This window comes from Streptomyces olindensis (assembly GCF_040645895.1).
Taxonomy (GTDB): Bacteria; Actinomycetota; Actinomycetes; order Streptomycetales; family Streptomycetaceae; genus Streptomyces; species Streptomyces olindensis.
In genome coordinates this window covers 18,872-32,833 of record NZ_JBEYZD010000008.1, presented here as the reverse complement: position 1 = coordinate 32,833, position 13,962 = coordinate 18,872, and the positions used below count along the sequence as shown (strand labels likewise).

The window sequence follows — 13,962 nt, the reverse complement described above, 5'->3', positions numbered from 1 at the left end:
CGGGTCAGCCCGCGAACTCGGGCCCGCGCGCGACCGCGCGGGCCCGCCGGTACCACCGCCACGCGATCGTCTTCGGCCCGTCCCGGTACGGCGCGACCCGGGCGCCCGCGCCCGCCAGCCAGCTCTCGACGTCGGCGACGGTGTGGCCGCGCCGGACGATGAGCCGGGCGATGCGGTACCGCTCGTCGCGGTCCGAGCTGAGCGCGTGGCGCACGGCGGTCGCCGTCTCGTACCCGGCCCGGGCCGACATGGCCCGCACCCGCGGGCTGTTGTAGCCGTGCGGATAGGCGAGGTGCCGGACCTCGTGCCCGAGGGCGTCCTCCAGCACGGCCTTCGAGGTGCGCAGTTCGTACGCGAGGTCCTTCGCGGAGAGCGTGTCGAGCTGGGCGTGGGTGACCGTGTGGCTGCCGATCTCCATGCCGTAACGTTCCAGCTCCGCCGCCCGGGCCAGGGTCATCATCGGGGCCGGCGGCAGCAGACTCCGGCCGCCCGGGGCGATGGCGCCGGTGGTCAGGTAGGCGGTGGCGGGCAGCGACCGCTCGGCCAGCGCCTCGGCGGTGGGCCCGGGCAGATCGGCGAAGCCGTCGTCGAAGGTGAGCAGCACCGGCCGGGCCGGCAGCGGCGCCCGCCCGGCCAGATGGTCGGCGATCGTGCTGATCGTGACGGGCGTGCGCCCGCTGCGCACCACGGCGTCGAGATGCGCGGCGAACTGCTTCGGCGTGACCGTGAACTCGGCGATCCAGTCCGGCGGGTCGTCCATCACGGAGTGGTAGAGGAAGACGGGGATGGCCGGAGCGCGGACGTCACCCGGGCTCGCCGGAGCCGCTGAACGCCCCGGGGATATCGGACCCTCACCGTCCGGCGCGCCCCGTTCCGCCCGGCCTCTGCCGTCCCCCTGCCCCTCGCTCCGCTCACGTGCCGATGTCTTCATCTCGCCCCCTGAACAACAGTCCGGCGCAGCGCCCTGCGCGCCCGCACATAGCCGACAGGCCCGTACACCATCCCCCTGCGCTGCAACCGCGACAGCCGCCGCGGCCAGGGATGCGTCCGCACGTCGTGATCGCCCGGCATGCCCCCGCCGTCCGCCCCCTCCGTCTCGCGCACGGCGGTCAGCGCGCGGGCGTGCGCGAGGCCGCGGGGCAGCCGCGCGAGGAACGCCGGCAGCAGCGCGGGCCGGTTCACGAGCACCGCCGTGAGATAGGCGGTGAGTCCGGCGCCGTAGCCGTAGGCCTGCGTCTCCAGGTCCCGCCAGGTCTCCCGGTGGTGGTGCCACACGAGGGCGTACGGGGTGTAGCGCAGTCGGTGCCCGTCGGCCAGGACGCGGACGAAGCCGTAGAGGTCGTCGCCGCCCCGGGCGGCCGTCCCGGCACCGGTGGCCGGGTCGAAACCGCCGACGGAGCGCAGCACCCGCGTCCGGAACGCCATGTTGGCGCCCGAGCCGAACCGCCCCGCCGTGAACGGGAACAGCGGCTCGTCGTCCGGCGGGTGCGCCGGGTCGTACGTCCTTGGAGTGAAGCCTTTCGCGAAGCCGCCGTGGCTCTCCAGCAGCACCTGGGCCGGGGTCGTCAGCCGCGCGGGCAGGATCAGCCCGGTGCTGCACCCGAGTCCGGCGTCGGCGGCGAAGGGCGCGGTCAGCTCGGTCAGCCAGCGCGGGTCGGCGACCACGTCGTCGTCGGTGAAGGCGACCACCTCGCCCCGCACCGCCGCGAGGCCGGTGTTGTGGGCGACCGCCAGGCCGGGCACCGGCTCGCACACGTACCGCACGCGCTCGGCGTACTTCCGCTCGACCAGCTCCCGCGTCTCGCTCGTCACGGGCGCGTTGTCGACGACGACGATCTCGAACCGCGGATGGTCCTGCGCCAGCAGCGAGTCCAGCGCGCGGGCGAGCTGCCCGGCGCGCTCCCGGGTGGCGACGACGACACTCGTGAACGGCGGCTCCCCGGGCTCCGCCACGACGGCCGGCGCGAACTCCGCCCGCGCCCGTTTCCCGAGCACGGCCTTCGGATCCACCCCCTCCGGCACCCGGCCGAGCAGTGTGCCCACGGGCCGGCCACCCCACCGGACCAGCACGAACACCTCGCCGTGCGTCACCGGCGGACTCCCCGGGCCCGGTCTGAGCACCGCCCCGTCACCGTCGAGGTCCAGCTCGGCGACCTGCACCGCCCCGATGTCCAGGAACCGCCGTATCTCCTCCCGCGCACGTGCCGAACGAGCCATGCGCCCTCCCCCCACTCGTGTTCAGGTACGGCGCAGCCGAGCCGCGCCCTTCAGGGTCCGCGCGGCCAGCGACGCGAGCCGCGGCCGGCTGCGGACGAAACGGTGCGCGCGGCGCGCCGGCTCACGGCTCAGCCAGTGCAGCGCCGAGCCCGCCCCCGGTCGCGTCGCCGCGCCCTCGTACACAGGCCGTTCGCCCGTCTTCAGCGCGTCCTTGTACTCGGCCGCGCCCCGCCCGAGATCGAGCAGGCCGATGCCCTCGGCGGCCGCCGCCTCGGCCATGCGCAGGTGCAGCACCAGCCCCGGCGAGTACTTGGCGAACTCCGGGTCGTACGCCGGGAACCAGCAGGCCAGCACCGACGCCGAGCGCAGCCCGAAGTGCGCGGCGACGGGCCGCTCGCCGGCGTACAGCACGGAGAGCGTGCCGCCGCACTCCGGCGCCCGGGTCCGGGCCAGCTGCCCCACCAGCCGGGTGATCCACTCCTGGGCGAACCGGTCGCGGCGGCCCGTCCTGCGGTACTGCGCCGACTTCCACTCCATGAGCGTGCGCAGCGCGGCCGGGTCGCGCTCGTCGAACACGAACCGCACCTCGCCGGCCTGCCGGCCCAGCCTGCGCTCCTTGGCCAGCGTGGTCTTCAGGAACTTCGGCGACTGGGCACGCAGCGCCGACTCGTACGTCTCGTAGCCCTTCTCCACGTCGACCACGTAGGTGGCGTGCTCCTCCGCCGCGTACCGGACGAACAGCCGCTGCTCGGCCTCCAGGTTGTCGAAGGCGAAGCTGGACAGCGCGCAGGCCCGCAGCAGTTCACCGGTCTCCAGGGCCAGCCCCGGCCGCAGGATCGCCCCCTGGACGTCCGAGACGCCGAGTCCGATCGCCCGGCCCTGCCCCAACGGCCCGCGCTCGTACGGCAGGAACCCGGCGGGCTCCCGCCCCTCGTACACGACCGCGACCCGGGCCTGCGGCCGCACGCGGCCGACGGCGTCGGTGAACTCCGGTTCCATGAAAGGGTTGCGCGGCGCCTCCGAGGCGGCGCGCAGCGCGCGCCAGCGCTCCCTCTCCCTCTCGCCGAGCTCCCCGGGCCCAGCCACGCGAATGCGCCCACTGCTCAACCTGACCCCCCGATCAAGTCCCCCCTGGACACTTGGAAGGTACCGCCCGAGACGGCCCCGACGGTAGGTAGCGGACCATGTTGTTGCCAACTGGTGCAGAGGCCTTCAACCGGGCAATCGGCGTGCGCCGTGCGATGAAACGAAGGGGCGCGCTGTCCGTATTCTCTGATCATGGCCGCACCCATCGCATATTCACTCATCGCCACCGACCTGGACGGGACGCTGCTGCGCGGCGACGACACCCTCTCCGACCGGTCTCTCGCCGCGCTCGCGCGGGTGGCGGACGCCGGTGCCCAGCACCTCGTGGTGACGGGCCGGCCGGCGCCGAGAGTGCGGCCGCTCCTGGACGACCTGCGCTGCACGGGGCTCGCGGTGTGCGGGCAGGGCGCGCAGGTGTACGACGCCGGCGCGGACCGGCTGCTGTGGTCCATCACCCTGGACCGGGAACTGGCGGAGACCGCCCTCGGCAAGATCGAGGCCGAGGTGGGGCAGGTGTACGCGGCGGTCGACCAGGACGGCGTCGACGGGCTCACGCTGATCGAGCCGGGCTATCTCATGCCGCACCCGACACTGCCCGCGGTACGGGTCGACCGGCGTGAGGAGCTGTGGGACGAGCCCATCAGCAAGGTGCTGCTGCGCCACCCCTACCTGACGGACGACGAGTTGGCGGCGACGGCCCGCTCGGTCGTCGGCTCGCTGGCGACGGTGACGATGTCGGGGCCCGGCACGGTCGAGCTCCAGCCGTGCGGCGTCACCAAGGCGACGGGACTGGCGCTGGCCGCCGAGCACCTGGGGCTGCGGCCGGCGGACACGATCGCCTTCGGCGACATGCCCAACGACATCCCGATGTTCGACTGGGCCGCCCACGGCGTCGCGATGGCCAACGCGCATCCCGAACTGAAGGCCGTGGCCGACGAGGTCACCCTGTCGAACGAGGACGACGGCATCGCCGTCGTCCTCGAGCGACTGCTGGGCGGGACGGCTCAGTACGGGCCGAAGACGTTGTCGATCGAGCCGTAGCGGTCGGCCGCGTAGTTGCAGGCCGCCGTGATGTTGGCGACGGGGTCGAACGGGTCGTAGGGGGTGCCGGACACGTGGTAGGCGGCGAAGGTCGGGTCGATGACCTGGAGCAGGCCCTTGGAGGGCGTGCCCTTGGCGGCGTTGGAGTCCCAGTTGTTGATCGCCTGGGGGTTGCCGGACGACTCGCGCATGATGTTGCGGTAGATGCCGTCGTACGACCCCGGGATGCCCTTCTGGGCCATGATGTCCAGCGCCTCGCGGATCCAGCCGTCGAGGTTGTTCGCGTAGGTCTTCGCGGCGGCCGGGGTGGCCTTGGTGATGCCGCCGGCCGGCTTGGTCGGGGCGGACGACTGCGTCGCCTTCTTCTCGGCGGCCGCCTTCGTCGTCTCCACCTTCAGCTTCAGGCCCGGGTGGATCAGCCGCGGGTCGTCGCCGACGGCGGCGCGGTTGTCCTTGTAGAGCTGCTTCCAGCCGCCCGAGACGTCGTACTTGTCCGCGATGCGGTAGAGCGTGTCGCCCTTGGTCACGGTGTACGTGAGGGACTTGGCGGGCTGGGCCGCCTGGGGCGCGGTCTGGGCGGCGGGCGCGCTCTGGGCCGGCTGGGCGGCACTGGCCTGCGTCGCGCCGAGCAGCGGGAGGGTCAGGGCGGCCCCGCCGGTGCCGGCGGCGACGACGCCTCGGGTGAGCGGGCTGGTTCTGGGGCGACGGTGCTTACCTCGTCCGGGCATGGCGATGTTCCTCTCCGGCGCCTGCGAGGTGAGCTGTCGGGTTCGGGCCGGGAGGTGCCCGGCCGCGCACGGCGTTGTGCTGCCGTGCGCGGCTTCACCCCGAGCCGTTCCACGTCGTGGACCGGCGACTTACCTGGGTCCCCCGCTCCTGCCCTGCGTGAGTGAGTCGGTGTGTGTGGGGAGTCCGGGCGGCGGCAGGATTCGGCGTCCGCCGGACAGGCCCGGAACGTATGCGAGAGCACATGTCGGGAACAAGCACCGGGGTCACATATCGAGCTTGTTGACCTTGGTCGGGGGATATGAGCGGCTTGATCCTTTGCGGGAGCCAAGGCTCAACTTGCTTTCGGTGAACGGGGGTACGGGAGGGTGCCGGGGTCCGGCTGTCGAGAGGGAGAAGTGATTCAACTCACTGATCACGACCTGGGGCGCAATATCCCGCAAGGGGAATTTGCTTACCCAATACGGCAAATCGCATATGAGCGGCTACTTCCGGGAAAGTCGATAAATGTCTGTTGCCGCCCGGCCTGTAACCATGGGCGCTGGCGGTGATCGAAACGTGACCGGATACGCTGACTCGAGTGATGGCAGCGACCTATCGACAATCCGTGTGATCACCGGCAGACACCAGCAGACAGGAGACCCCTCGTGACCGACGTCGGGCCGTTCGGGCTGAGCGTGCGGGACCAGGCTCTGGAAGCCGATGTCCAGGCCGGGCTGGCGGCTGTCGAGGAAGGCTTGCTCGAGGCCACCAAGAGTGAGGTGCCCTTCATCACGGAGGCCGCCCAGCACCTGGTGCGGGCCGGCGGCAAGCGGTTCCGGCCGCTGCTCGTGATGCTCTCCGCCCAGTTCGGTGACCGGTACGCGCCCGGGATCGTGCCCTCGGCCGTCGTCGTGGAGCTGACCCACCTCGCCACGCTGTACCACGACGACGTGATGGACGAGGCCGCCGTGCGCCGCGGCGTCGCGAGCGCGAACGCCCGCTGGGGCAACTCCGTCGCGGTCCTCACCGGCGACTTCCTCTTCGCCCGCGCCTCGCACATCCTGGCCGACCTCGGTCCCGAGGCCGTACGGGTGCAGGCAGAGGCGTTCGAGCGGCTGGTGACCGGGCAGATCCTGGAGACGGCCGGTCCGCAGGACGGCCGGGACCCGGTCGAGCACTACCTGGACGTGCTGGGCGGGAAGACGGGCTCGCTGGTGGCGGTCTCGTGCCGGTTCGGCGCGATGATGTCCGGCGCCGACGAGACGGTCGTGGACGTCCTGACCCAGTACGGCGAGCGTCTCGGCGTCGCCTTCCAGCTCGCGGACGACGTCCTGGACATCGCCTCCGACTCCCACGAGTCCGGCAAGACCCCCGGCACCGACCTGCGCGAGGGCATCCCCACGCTCCCGGTGCTGCGGCTGCGCGAGCGGGCGGCCCGGCTCGGACTCGCCGACGACATCGCCCTGTGCGAGCTGCTCGACTCCGACCTCACCGACGACGCCCGGCACGCCGAGGCCCTGCGCCTGCTGCGCGCCCACCCGGCGCTGGACCAGGCCCGCAGGGACACCGTCCGCTACGCCGAGGACGCCCGCTCGGCGCTGGCCCCGCTGCCGGAGTGCACCGCCAAGACGGCGCTCGTGGAACTGTGCGACGCGGTGGTGCACCGGGCCGGCTAGCCCCGGGTTCCCCGGACGACCCCTACGGGTCGGGGGAGAAGCGGCCCCCTCGTGTCATACCGCAGCAGTACGTGGAGTTGAGCCCGGGGTCTGACGTATCTCCCTGGCCGATTTGGTCAGATGGAAACCACGGAAGACACCACTCCTCACCTGTTCGGGTGAGAATGGCGGCTCAGGGACGAGTGCGTGGACGACACGGACAGCCGCCGCCGACCACGGAGGTAGGGCACACATGGCACCGTACGCATCCGACGACAACACGACCGGCGGGGAGGTCGACGAGCAGCACTCCCGGCGGCGCAAGGCCGCCCGGTACGTCGTCCCGGTCACGGTGGTGGGGGTGGCAGCCGCGACGATCGGCCTGGTCCCCGCACTCGCCGACTCCGGTGACCCCGACCTCCCGAAGATCACCGCACAGCAGCTCATCGAGAAGATCGCCAAGTCGGACGTCGAGCAGCTCTCCGGCACGGTGAAGATCAGCACGGACCTCGGCCTGCCGAACCTCGGCGGCCTGGAGTCCAGCCTGATGTCCGGCGCCGCGGGCGGGAACGAGGGCGGTTCGTCCGCCGACCCGACGGCCAAACTCACCGAACTGGCCTCCGGCACGCACACCCTGCGCGTCGCCGCCGACGGCCCGGACCGGCAGAAGCTGTCGCTGCTGGAGAACGCCGCGGAGTACAGCCTCATCCACAACGGCAAGGACGTTTGGGGCTACGACAGCAAGTCCAACGAGGTCTACCACGGCACCGTCCCGCAGAGCGCGAAGGACGACCGGGCGCAGGAGCCGCCGGCCCTGCCGAAGGACTTCGCCGAGGAGGCCCTGAAGGCCGCCGACGACACGACCTCCGTGACCGTGGACGGCACCGCACAGGTGGCCGGCCGCGACGCCTACAAGCTGCTCATCAAGCCCAAGCAGTCCGGCTCGACGGTCGGTGCGATCACCGTGGCCGTGGACTCCGAGACCGGTCTGCCGCTGAAGTTCACGCTGACCCCGGCGGGTGGCGGTTCCGCCGTCGTCGACGCGGGCTTCACGCAGGTCAGCTTCGCCAAGCCGGCCGCGTCGACCTTCGACTTCACGCCGCCCAAGGGCGCGAAGGTCACCGAGGAGAAGGACGCCGGCAAGAACTCCGGCAAGGACGCCGGAAAGGGCTTCGGCGAAGGCCTCGGGATGGACTTCGGCAAGGGCGAGGCACGCGAGCACGCCCCGAAGTCCAAGGAGGCCCCCGGCGAGGGCCCCGAGGGCATGAAGACCATCGGTGAGGGCTGGAACTCCATAGCCGTCTTCGACACCGGCGGCCAGGGCATGCCGTCCGGCGAGAGTGCCGGCGGCGACCTCGGCGGTTTCGTGGACTCGCTCGGCGACAAGGTCACCGGGAAGTTCGGCTCGGGCACGGTCTTCTCGACCCGCCTGGTCAACGCCCTGATGACGGACGACGGCAAGGTCTACGTCGGCATGGTCACCAAGGACGCGCTCGTGAAGGCGGCCGACGCCGCGCGGTAGGTCCTGCCACGGGACGTCGAGAGAACGAGGAAGCCGATGGGCGAACCGTCCGCCACGGAGCCGGAGCAGGGCGGCGCGGGTGCCGCGGCCGGGGAACCGGTCATCGCCACCCGCGGCCTCACCAAGCGCTACCGCGGCGGACAGCTCGCCGTCGACGGTCTGGACCTGACCGTCCCGGCGGGCAGCGTCTTCGGCTTCCTCGGCCCCAACGGCTCCGGCAAGACCACCACGATCCGCATGCTGATGGGCCTCATCGAGCCCACCTCCGGTACGGCACGGGTCCTCGGGCAGCCCATGCCCAAGGCCACCCGCGCCGTGCTCCCGCACGTCGGCGCCCTCATCGAGGGCCCGGCCCTGTACGGCTTCCTCTCCGGCCGCGACAACCTCGTCCGCTACGACTCGGCCGACCCGGCCGCCGATCCGCGCACCCGGCGGACCCGGGTCGCCGCGGCCCTGGACCGGGTGGGCCTGACGGCCGCCGCGGGCAAGAAGGCCAAGGCCTACTCACTGGGCATGAAACAGCGCCTCGGCCTGGCGGCCGCGCTGCTCCAGCCGCGCCGGCTGCTCGTCCTCGACGAGCCGACCAACGGCCTCGACCCGCAGGGCATGCGCGAGATCCGCACGCTGGTACGGGAGCTGGCCTCGGACGGCACGACCGTCTTCCTCTCCTCCCACCTGCTCGACGAGATCGAGCAGGTCTGCACGCACGCGGCCGTGATGGCGCAGGGCCGGCTCATCACGCAGGGCCCGGTCGCCGAGCTGGCGGCCGGGGCGCGCGGCCGGCTCGTGGTGACCACGCCCGACCCGGCGGAGGCGGCCCGGGTGCTGAAGGAGCAGGGGGTCGCGGACCTCGCCGTCACCGACGACCGGGTGACCGGCGAGCCACCGGAGCGCGACCTGGCCGAGGTCAACGCCGCGCTGGTCACCGCCGGCGTCCGGGTGCGCGGCTTCACCGTCGAACGGGCCTCGCTGGAGGACGCGTTCGTGGCACTGACGGGGGAGGGGTTCGATGTCGCGGGCTGAAGTCGCGGAGCACGTACGGCCGGTGAGCCCGCTGTGGACCTTCGGGCTGCTGCGCAACGAGCTCACCACCACCTTCCGGCGCTGGCGCACCCTCGCGCTGCTGGCCGTGCTGGCGGGCGTGCCGGTCCTCGTCGGCATCGCCGTCAAGATCGAGACGGGCGACGGCTCCTCGCCCGGCGGCGGGGGCGGCGGGGGGCCGGCGTTCATCTCGCAGATCACCAACAACGGCCTGTTCCTGGTCTTCACCGCCCTGGCGGCGACCCTGCCGTTCTTCCTGCCCATGGCGGTCGGTGTCGTCGCGGGCGACGCGATCGCCGGCGAGGCGAACGCCGGAACGCTGCGCTATCTGCTGGTCGCCCCGGCCGGCCGCAGCCGCCTGCTGCTCACCAAGTACGCGACGGTCGTCCTGTTCTGCCTGGCCGCCACGCTCGTGGTCGCCGTCTCGGCCCTGACGGTCGGCGCGCTCCTCTTCCCCCTCGGCGATCTGACTACCATCTCCGGCACGCGGATCAGCTTCGCCGAGGGGCTGGGCAGGGCCCTGCTGATCGCCCTGGCCGTCGCCGCGTCACTGATCGGCGTCGCGGCGCTCGGCCTGTTCGTCTCGACGCTGACCAACAGCGGCATCGCGGCCATGGCGACGACGGTGGGCCTGCTGATCACGGTCCAGATCCTGGACCAGATCCCGCAACTGCACGCGCTCCAGCCGTACTTCTTCTCGCACTACTGGCTGTCCTTCGCCGACCTGATGCGCGAGCCGGTCTACTGGGACGAACTGGCCAAGAACCTCGGCCTGCAGGCCCTGTACGCGGCGGTGTTCGGCTCGGCGGCGTGGGCACGCTTCACGGCGAAGGACATCACGGCGTAGGCCTCAACGGCGTGGGTCTCAAAGGCGAAGGTCTCACTCCTCGTACAGGAACCGGGCGAGCGGTGCCTCCTGGGCGAAGAACGTCTTGGCGCGGGCCAGGGCCTCGGTGTCGTTCAGCACGTCGCCGGGCTTGCTGCCGTTGCCGAGCAGCACACCGCCGAAGCGCATCCCCATGTACGCGGCCGAGTTGTTGAGCGTCCCGACCAGCGGGTCGGCGACCACCTGCTCCTGGTGCGCGAGAGCGGTGACGCCCCACAGGGTGCGCCCGGCCAGGGTCTTCTTGAAGTCGAGGCCGGGCGTGCGCAGCCAGCCCGACCAGTAGTCGAGGTAGCGCTTGGTGTGCGCGGAGACCGAGTACCAGTACAGCGGCGAGGCGATCACGATGTCCGTGGCCGCGAGCGTGGCGTCGAGCAGCAGGGCCACGTTGCCCTCGGTCGGACGGACGTGGTCGCTGTCGTGCCGCAGGTCCTCGAAGTCCGGCACCGGATGCTCGGCGAGGTCGAGCCACTGCTGTTCGACGTCCGGCGGCAGCTGCTCGGCGGCCCGGCGGGCCAGCAGCTCGGTGTTGCCGTCGGCACGGGCGCTGCCCAGGACGAAGAGGAAGCGGCGGGTCATGGGGTCCCCCTGAATGCTCGGCGTACGTCAATTACACGCGCATGCATCATATGCGCGTGCAATCAAATCCGCCAGTGAGCCCCGCGCCTGGATCCGCCAGGGGGGTCCTCAGCTCCCGGTCCGCGCCTCCGCCTCCCGCGCCACGGCCAGCAGCAGCGCCTCCCGCCCGTGCGGTGCCACGAGGTGCAGCCCGGCCGGGCAGCCGTCGGCGCCGAAGCCCGCCGGGAGGCTCAGCGCCGGATGCCCGCTGAGGTTGAACGCCCAGGTGAGCGAGGTGGAGTAGCGGTCGCCGGGCCCCTCGTGGCCGTGCGGTGCGGTGGGCGCCGTCGGCGTGAGCAACAGCTCGGCATCCGCGAACAGACGGCCCAGCCGCTCGTTGTTCCCGGTCCGGACCCGGTGGGCTCCGGCGAGGTCGAGACCGGGGCCGAGGTCGAGGGTGGTTCCGGTTCCGGTTCCGGTTCCGGTGCCGCTGCCGGTCCCGGTGCCCGACCGCAGCGCGAGCCACGCGGGCCCCGGATCCGTGAGCCGCAGCGGCACCCGTGGCCGTACGAGCCGTACGACGCCCGCCGCGACGAGCCGCTCCACGGCCGCCCGGGCCAGGGCGACCGGCTCCGGGTCGGGCCCGGCGAACCCGAGGTCGGGGGACCAGACGGCGGTGACGGGCAAGGATGGTCCGGCGGCCTCGGGCTCGCCCGACACGACCCGCCACCACACCGCCGCGTCCGACGCCGTGCGGGCGAGCACGCCGGGCACGGCGAGCCCCGTACGGTCGGCGGAAGGCAGCCGTCCGCCCGTGGTCTTCAGCCCGGTCACCCCGCACCACGCCGCCGGGATCCGCACTGACCCGGCCCCGTCGCCGCCCGTCGCCAGCGGCACCAGCCCGGCCGCCACCGACACCGCCGCCCCGGCCGACGAGCCGCCCGGCGTACGGTCGGCCCGCCACGGGTTGACGGTCCGGCCCCGGGCACCGAGCCCCCAGGTCTGCCAGGGCGTCCCCGGCCCGGGCACGGAGGTCGCCCCCACCGCGACACAACCGGCCGCGAGCAGCGGACCGGCCGCACGCAGCCCGTGCCGCCCCTTCACGGCGATCGGCACACCGGCCAGCGGCAGCGGCGGCACACCCCCGGCCCGCCGGTCGAGCAGTGCGTCCACCTCACCGGCCCGGCGCAGCGCGTCCTCGCCCCACACCTCGACGAACGCGCACAGCTCGGGATCGGCCCGCTCGATCCGCTCCAGGGCCGCCGCGACGACCTCGGCCGCGCGCAGCTCCCGGGCCCGTACGCCCGCCGCGATCTCCCCGGCCGACAGGGCCACGGCCGTCAGCGCACCGCTCCCGTCAGCCGGAGCAGGGGCTCGGTCTCGCGCGGCGGACGGCCCGGCTCGCCGAGCCGCCAGGCCGGCACCCACGGCACGCGGTACACGTCGATGACCGACTCCAGCGACCTGACCCGCTGGGCGAGCGGGCGCGGCAGCCGCCCCGGGGCGTCCGCCACCAGGACGACGGCGTCCAGGTCGAGCCCCGGAGGGGCCTGGCCGCGCCGGAACGCCTCCACCGCGCCGGCGGCCGTGTCGAGCCCGGCCGCGTGCGTCCGGGCGACCAGCAGCACCGACGTGGGAGCGCCGGGCCCGGGCCAGGTCCGGCCGCTGTCATGGCCGCCGTAGACCGCGGCGAGCGTGGAGACGCCCGCGCCGCCGTGCGTGCCGACCCAGGAGAAGCGCCGTGCCGCGGCATGGGCGTGTGCGGGCTCCGGCGACCCCGGCCCGGGCGTGGTCACCGGGCCGCGGATCCAGATCTCCGGCCCTCGTCGCATGCCTGTGTGCATGCCCATCTCCTCCCTCGTACTCCCGGTCCCCATGCCATCCGGAACGAGCGGCACCGGTGCCGGTGGCCCTTGGGACGAGCCTGTGACACCGCGGTGACGTGAGAAACGGGGGCGAGCGGACACACTCGACAGTAGGTGTACGACGCCGAGTGAGGGGACGATGTCTCGACTCAGCCGCGAGAAGAAGCGGGAACAGCAGCAGGCCGCACACGCGGCGGCGCCGATCGACGTCCACGTCCCCGGGGGCACAGAGGATGCCGGGCGGGGCACGGGCGGGGCGTCCGACGGTGCGTCGGTCGGCGGCGTCCCGGTCTTCGCGGCCCCCGGCGAGGAGATCCAGCAGGCCGTCCTGAACCGCCTCCACCACCTCGCCCTCGCCACCGGCCACCCCGTCCTCGCCACGGTCCGCGACGAGCGCATCGGCTACGTCGTCCCGCTCCAGGTCGACCCGGACGGCTCCAGCCACTTCACCGCCGAGCCGGTGCGCACGGGCCCGGCGGAGCAGGAGCCCCCGCGGGGCGACAGCGCCACGCACGTCCTGCGCCCCGTGCCGGAGTCCGGCCACGGCACGGCACCGACGTTTCCGCCGCGTGCGGTGACCGAGCCGCGGGCGGTGACCGAGCCGCAGCCGGCGGACGAGCCGGTGCCGACCCCGGTGCCGACCTTCCTGCTGCGGGCCGTAGCGGAGGACGCGCCGCCGGCTCCGGCCAGGCCCCCGGGCACCGTCGCGCCCCCCACCGGGGAGTTCGGTCCGCCCCCGCCCATGGACGCGCGGCCGCTGCCCGTCCCGGAGGCCACACCGGCCCCGCGACCCGAGCCGCTCCCCGACGCCGCCCTGCTGGCCGCCGAGGCCGAGGCCAAGCCGACGCCCGCCCGCGGCTTCGACGCCGTCGCGGAGGCCGTGCTCGGCGACGAACCCCTCACCGCCCCCGGTGATCCCACCGCACCCGCCCTCCTCGCGGAGCCGGTCGGGCGGATCAACGAGGCCGTGAAGGAGGGCCGGATCGACGTGGCGGCCGGGCTGGCGGACCAGACCGTCGCCCAGGCGTCCGGGACGCTGGGGCCGGAGCACCCCGAGGTGCTCCGGCTGCGCGAACTGACCGCGTACATCGCCTACCTGGCGGGCGACCCGCTCCGCGCCTTCCACCTGTCGCTGGACCTGGCCGGTGCCTTCCGCCGCAGCGGCGACGCGGAGGGCGCCTACGGCAACGTGCGCAGCGCGGCCACCGCCTGGCGCGCGGTGCGCGATCCGGCGCTCGGGCTGGAGCTGGGGCGTGGTCTGATCGGCCTGTGGACGGAGCTCGCCGCCGAGGACGGCCCGGCCGCCGAGGAGGTCGAGGAACTGGAGGCGGCCCGCGCCCGCATGGGCCGCCTCACCGCACGCGCGGGCGACCGGTAGCCGCGGGG

At 73.4% G+C, this 13,962-nt stretch carries 13 protein-coding genes and 1 riboswitch; of the genes, 6 read left to right on the top strand and 7 right to left on the bottom strand.

Annotation, left to right across the window (positions count from 1 at the left end):
• Window positions 1–4 precede the first annotated feature (4 nt).
• The 3 genes from ABZ948_RS06710 to ABZ948_RS06700 form a co-directional block, all read right to left on the bottom strand.
• Complete coding sequence (locus tag ABZ948_RS06710) at window positions 5–760, bottom strand: polysaccharide deacetylase family protein (protein ID WP_359757864.1); 756 nt, start codon at window positions 758–760, stop codon at window positions 5–7.
• A gap of 167 nt (window positions 761–927) precedes the next feature.
• A complete protein-coding gene (locus ABZ948_RS06705; protein ID WP_359757863.1) occupies window positions 928–2,217 on the bottom strand; it encodes a glycosyltransferase family 2 protein in 1,290 nt (429 codons plus the stop codon).
• A gap of 21 nt (window positions 2,218–2,238) precedes the next feature.
• The gene (locus tag ABZ948_RS06700; RefSeq protein ID WP_435857466.1) at window positions 2,239–3,309 is read right to left on the bottom strand and encodes a GNAT family N-acetyltransferase; all 1,071 of its coding nucleotides are present in this window, start codon (window positions 3,307–3,309) and stop codon (window positions 2,239–2,241) included.
• Between the two features lie 186 nt (window positions 3,310–3,495).
• On the opposite strand from ABZ948_RS06700, the gene ABZ948_RS06695 reads away from it, so the two are divergent.
• A complete protein-coding gene (locus tag ABZ948_RS06695; protein ID WP_359757861.1) occupies window positions 3,496–4,344 on the top strand; it encodes an HAD family hydrolase in 849 nt (282 codons plus the stop codon).
• Here ABZ948_RS06695 and ABZ948_RS06690 read toward each other — a convergent pair.
• The gene (locus tag ABZ948_RS06690; protein WP_359757860.1) at window positions 4,308–5,072 is read right to left on the bottom strand and encodes a LysM peptidoglycan-binding domain-containing protein; all 765 of its coding nucleotides are present in this window, start codon (window positions 5,070–5,072) and stop codon (window positions 4,308–4,310) included. The two genes, ABZ948_RS06695 and ABZ948_RS06690, sit on opposite strands and share 37 nt — an antisense overlap.
• Before the next feature lie 3 nt (window positions 5,073–5,075).
• A riboswitch (cyclic di-AMP (ydaO/yuaA leader) is annotated at window positions 5,076–5,254 on the bottom strand.
• A 463-nt stretch (window positions 5,255–5,717) separates the two neighbouring features.
• Here ABZ948_RS06690 and ABZ948_RS06685 point away from each other — a divergent pair.
• From ABZ948_RS06685 to ABZ948_RS06670, 4 genes are all read left to right on the top strand, one after another.
• Entirely contained in the window at window positions 5,718–6,728 is a 1,011-nt protein-coding gene (locus ABZ948_RS06685) for a polyprenyl synthetase family protein (RefSeq protein ID WP_359757859.1), read from the top strand.
• A gap of 232 nt (window positions 6,729–6,960) precedes the next feature.
• Window positions 6,961–8,229, top strand: a complete 1,269-nt coding sequence (locus ABZ948_RS06680; protein WP_359757858.1) for a LolA family protein — start codon at window positions 6,961–6,963, stop codon at window positions 8,227–8,229.
• Between the two features lie 36 nt (window positions 8,230–8,265).
• Complete coding sequence (locus tag ABZ948_RS06675) at window positions 8,266–9,252, top strand: ABC transporter ATP-binding protein (protein WP_359757857.1); 987 nt, start codon at window positions 8,266–8,268, stop codon at window positions 9,250–9,252.
• Window positions 9,239–10,117, top strand: coding sequence for an ABC transporter permease (locus ABZ948_RS06670; RefSeq protein ID WP_359757856.1), 879 nt, complete (start codon window positions 9,239–9,241; stop codon window positions 10,115–10,117). Before ABZ948_RS06675 ends, ABZ948_RS06670 begins: the two co-directional genes overlap by 14 nt.
• Before the next feature lie 33 nt (window positions 10,118–10,150).
• On the opposite strand, the gene ABZ948_RS06665 is transcribed toward ABZ948_RS06670, so the two are convergent.
• The 3 genes from ABZ948_RS06665 to ABZ948_RS06655 form a co-directional block, all read right to left on the bottom strand.
• Window positions 10,151–10,732 carry a flavodoxin family protein gene (locus ABZ948_RS06665; protein ID WP_359757855.1) on the bottom strand — a complete coding sequence of 194 codons (582 nt, stop codon included), beginning with the start codon at window positions 10,730–10,732 and terminating at the stop codon, window positions 10,151–10,153.
• Window positions 10,733–10,840: 108 nt separating this feature from the next.
• Complete coding sequence (locus tag ABZ948_RS06660) at window positions 10,841–12,046, bottom strand: amidase (RefSeq protein WP_359757854.1); 1,206 nt, start codon at window positions 12,044–12,046, stop codon at window positions 10,841–10,843.
• 5 nt (window positions 12,047–12,051) lie between these two features.
• Complete coding sequence (locus ABZ948_RS06655) at window positions 12,052–12,555, bottom strand: DUF6668 family protein (RefSeq protein WP_359757853.1); 504 nt, start codon at window positions 12,553–12,555, stop codon at window positions 12,052–12,054.
• 160 nt (window positions 12,556–12,715) lie between these two features.
• Between ABZ948_RS06655 and ABZ948_RS06650 the strand changes: the two genes are divergently transcribed.
• Window positions 12,716–13,954 carry a tetratricopeptide repeat protein gene (locus ABZ948_RS06650; protein WP_359757852.1) on the top strand — a complete coding sequence of 413 codons (1,239 nt, stop codon included), beginning with the start codon at window positions 12,716–12,718 and terminating at the stop codon, window positions 13,952–13,954.
• The last annotated feature ends 8 nt before the right edge of the window (window positions 13,955–13,962 follow it).

What these genes read in the sequence shown, in the direction of transcription:
- ABZ948_RS06665 (WP_359757855.1), bottom strand. Translation starts at nt 10,732, where the DNA reads ATGACCCGCCGCTTCCTCTTCGTCCTGGGCAGCGCCCGTGCCGACGGC.
- ABZ948_RS06695 (WP_359757861.1), top strand. Translation starts at nt 3,496, where the DNA reads ATGGCCGCACCCATCGCATATTCACTCATCGCCACCGACCTGGACGGG.
- ABZ948_RS06690 (WP_359757860.1), bottom strand. Translation starts at nt 5,072, where the DNA reads ATGCCCGGACGAGGTAAGCACCGTCGCCCCAGAACCAGCCCGCTCACC.
- ABZ948_RS06655 (WP_359757853.1), bottom strand. Translation starts at nt 12,555, where the DNA reads ATGCACACAGGCATGCGACGAGGGCCGGAGATCTGGATCCGCGGCCCG.
- ABZ948_RS06670 (WP_359757856.1), top strand. Translation starts at nt 9,239, where the DNA reads ATGTCGCGGGCTGAAGTCGCGGAGCACGTACGGCCGGTGAGCCCGCTG.
- ABZ948_RS06675 (WP_359757857.1), top strand. Translation starts at nt 8,266, where the DNA reads ATGGGCGAACCGTCCGCCACGGAGCCGGAGCAGGGCGGCGCGGGTGCC.
- ABZ948_RS06650 (WP_359757852.1), top strand. Translation starts at nt 12,716, where the DNA reads ATGTCTCGACTCAGCCGCGAGAAGAAGCGGGAACAGCAGCAGGCCGCA.
- ABZ948_RS06705 (WP_359757863.1), bottom strand. Translation starts at nt 2,217, where the DNA reads ATGGCTCGTTCGGCACGTGCGCGGGAGGAGATACGGCGGTTCCTGGAC.
- ABZ948_RS06710 (WP_359757864.1), bottom strand. Translation starts at nt 760, where the DNA reads ATGGACGACCCGCCGGACTGGATCGCCGAGTTCACGGTCACGCCGAAG.
- ABZ948_RS06680 (WP_359757858.1), top strand. Translation starts at nt 6,961, where the DNA reads ATGGCACCGTACGCATCCGACGACAACACGACCGGCGGGGAGGTCGAC.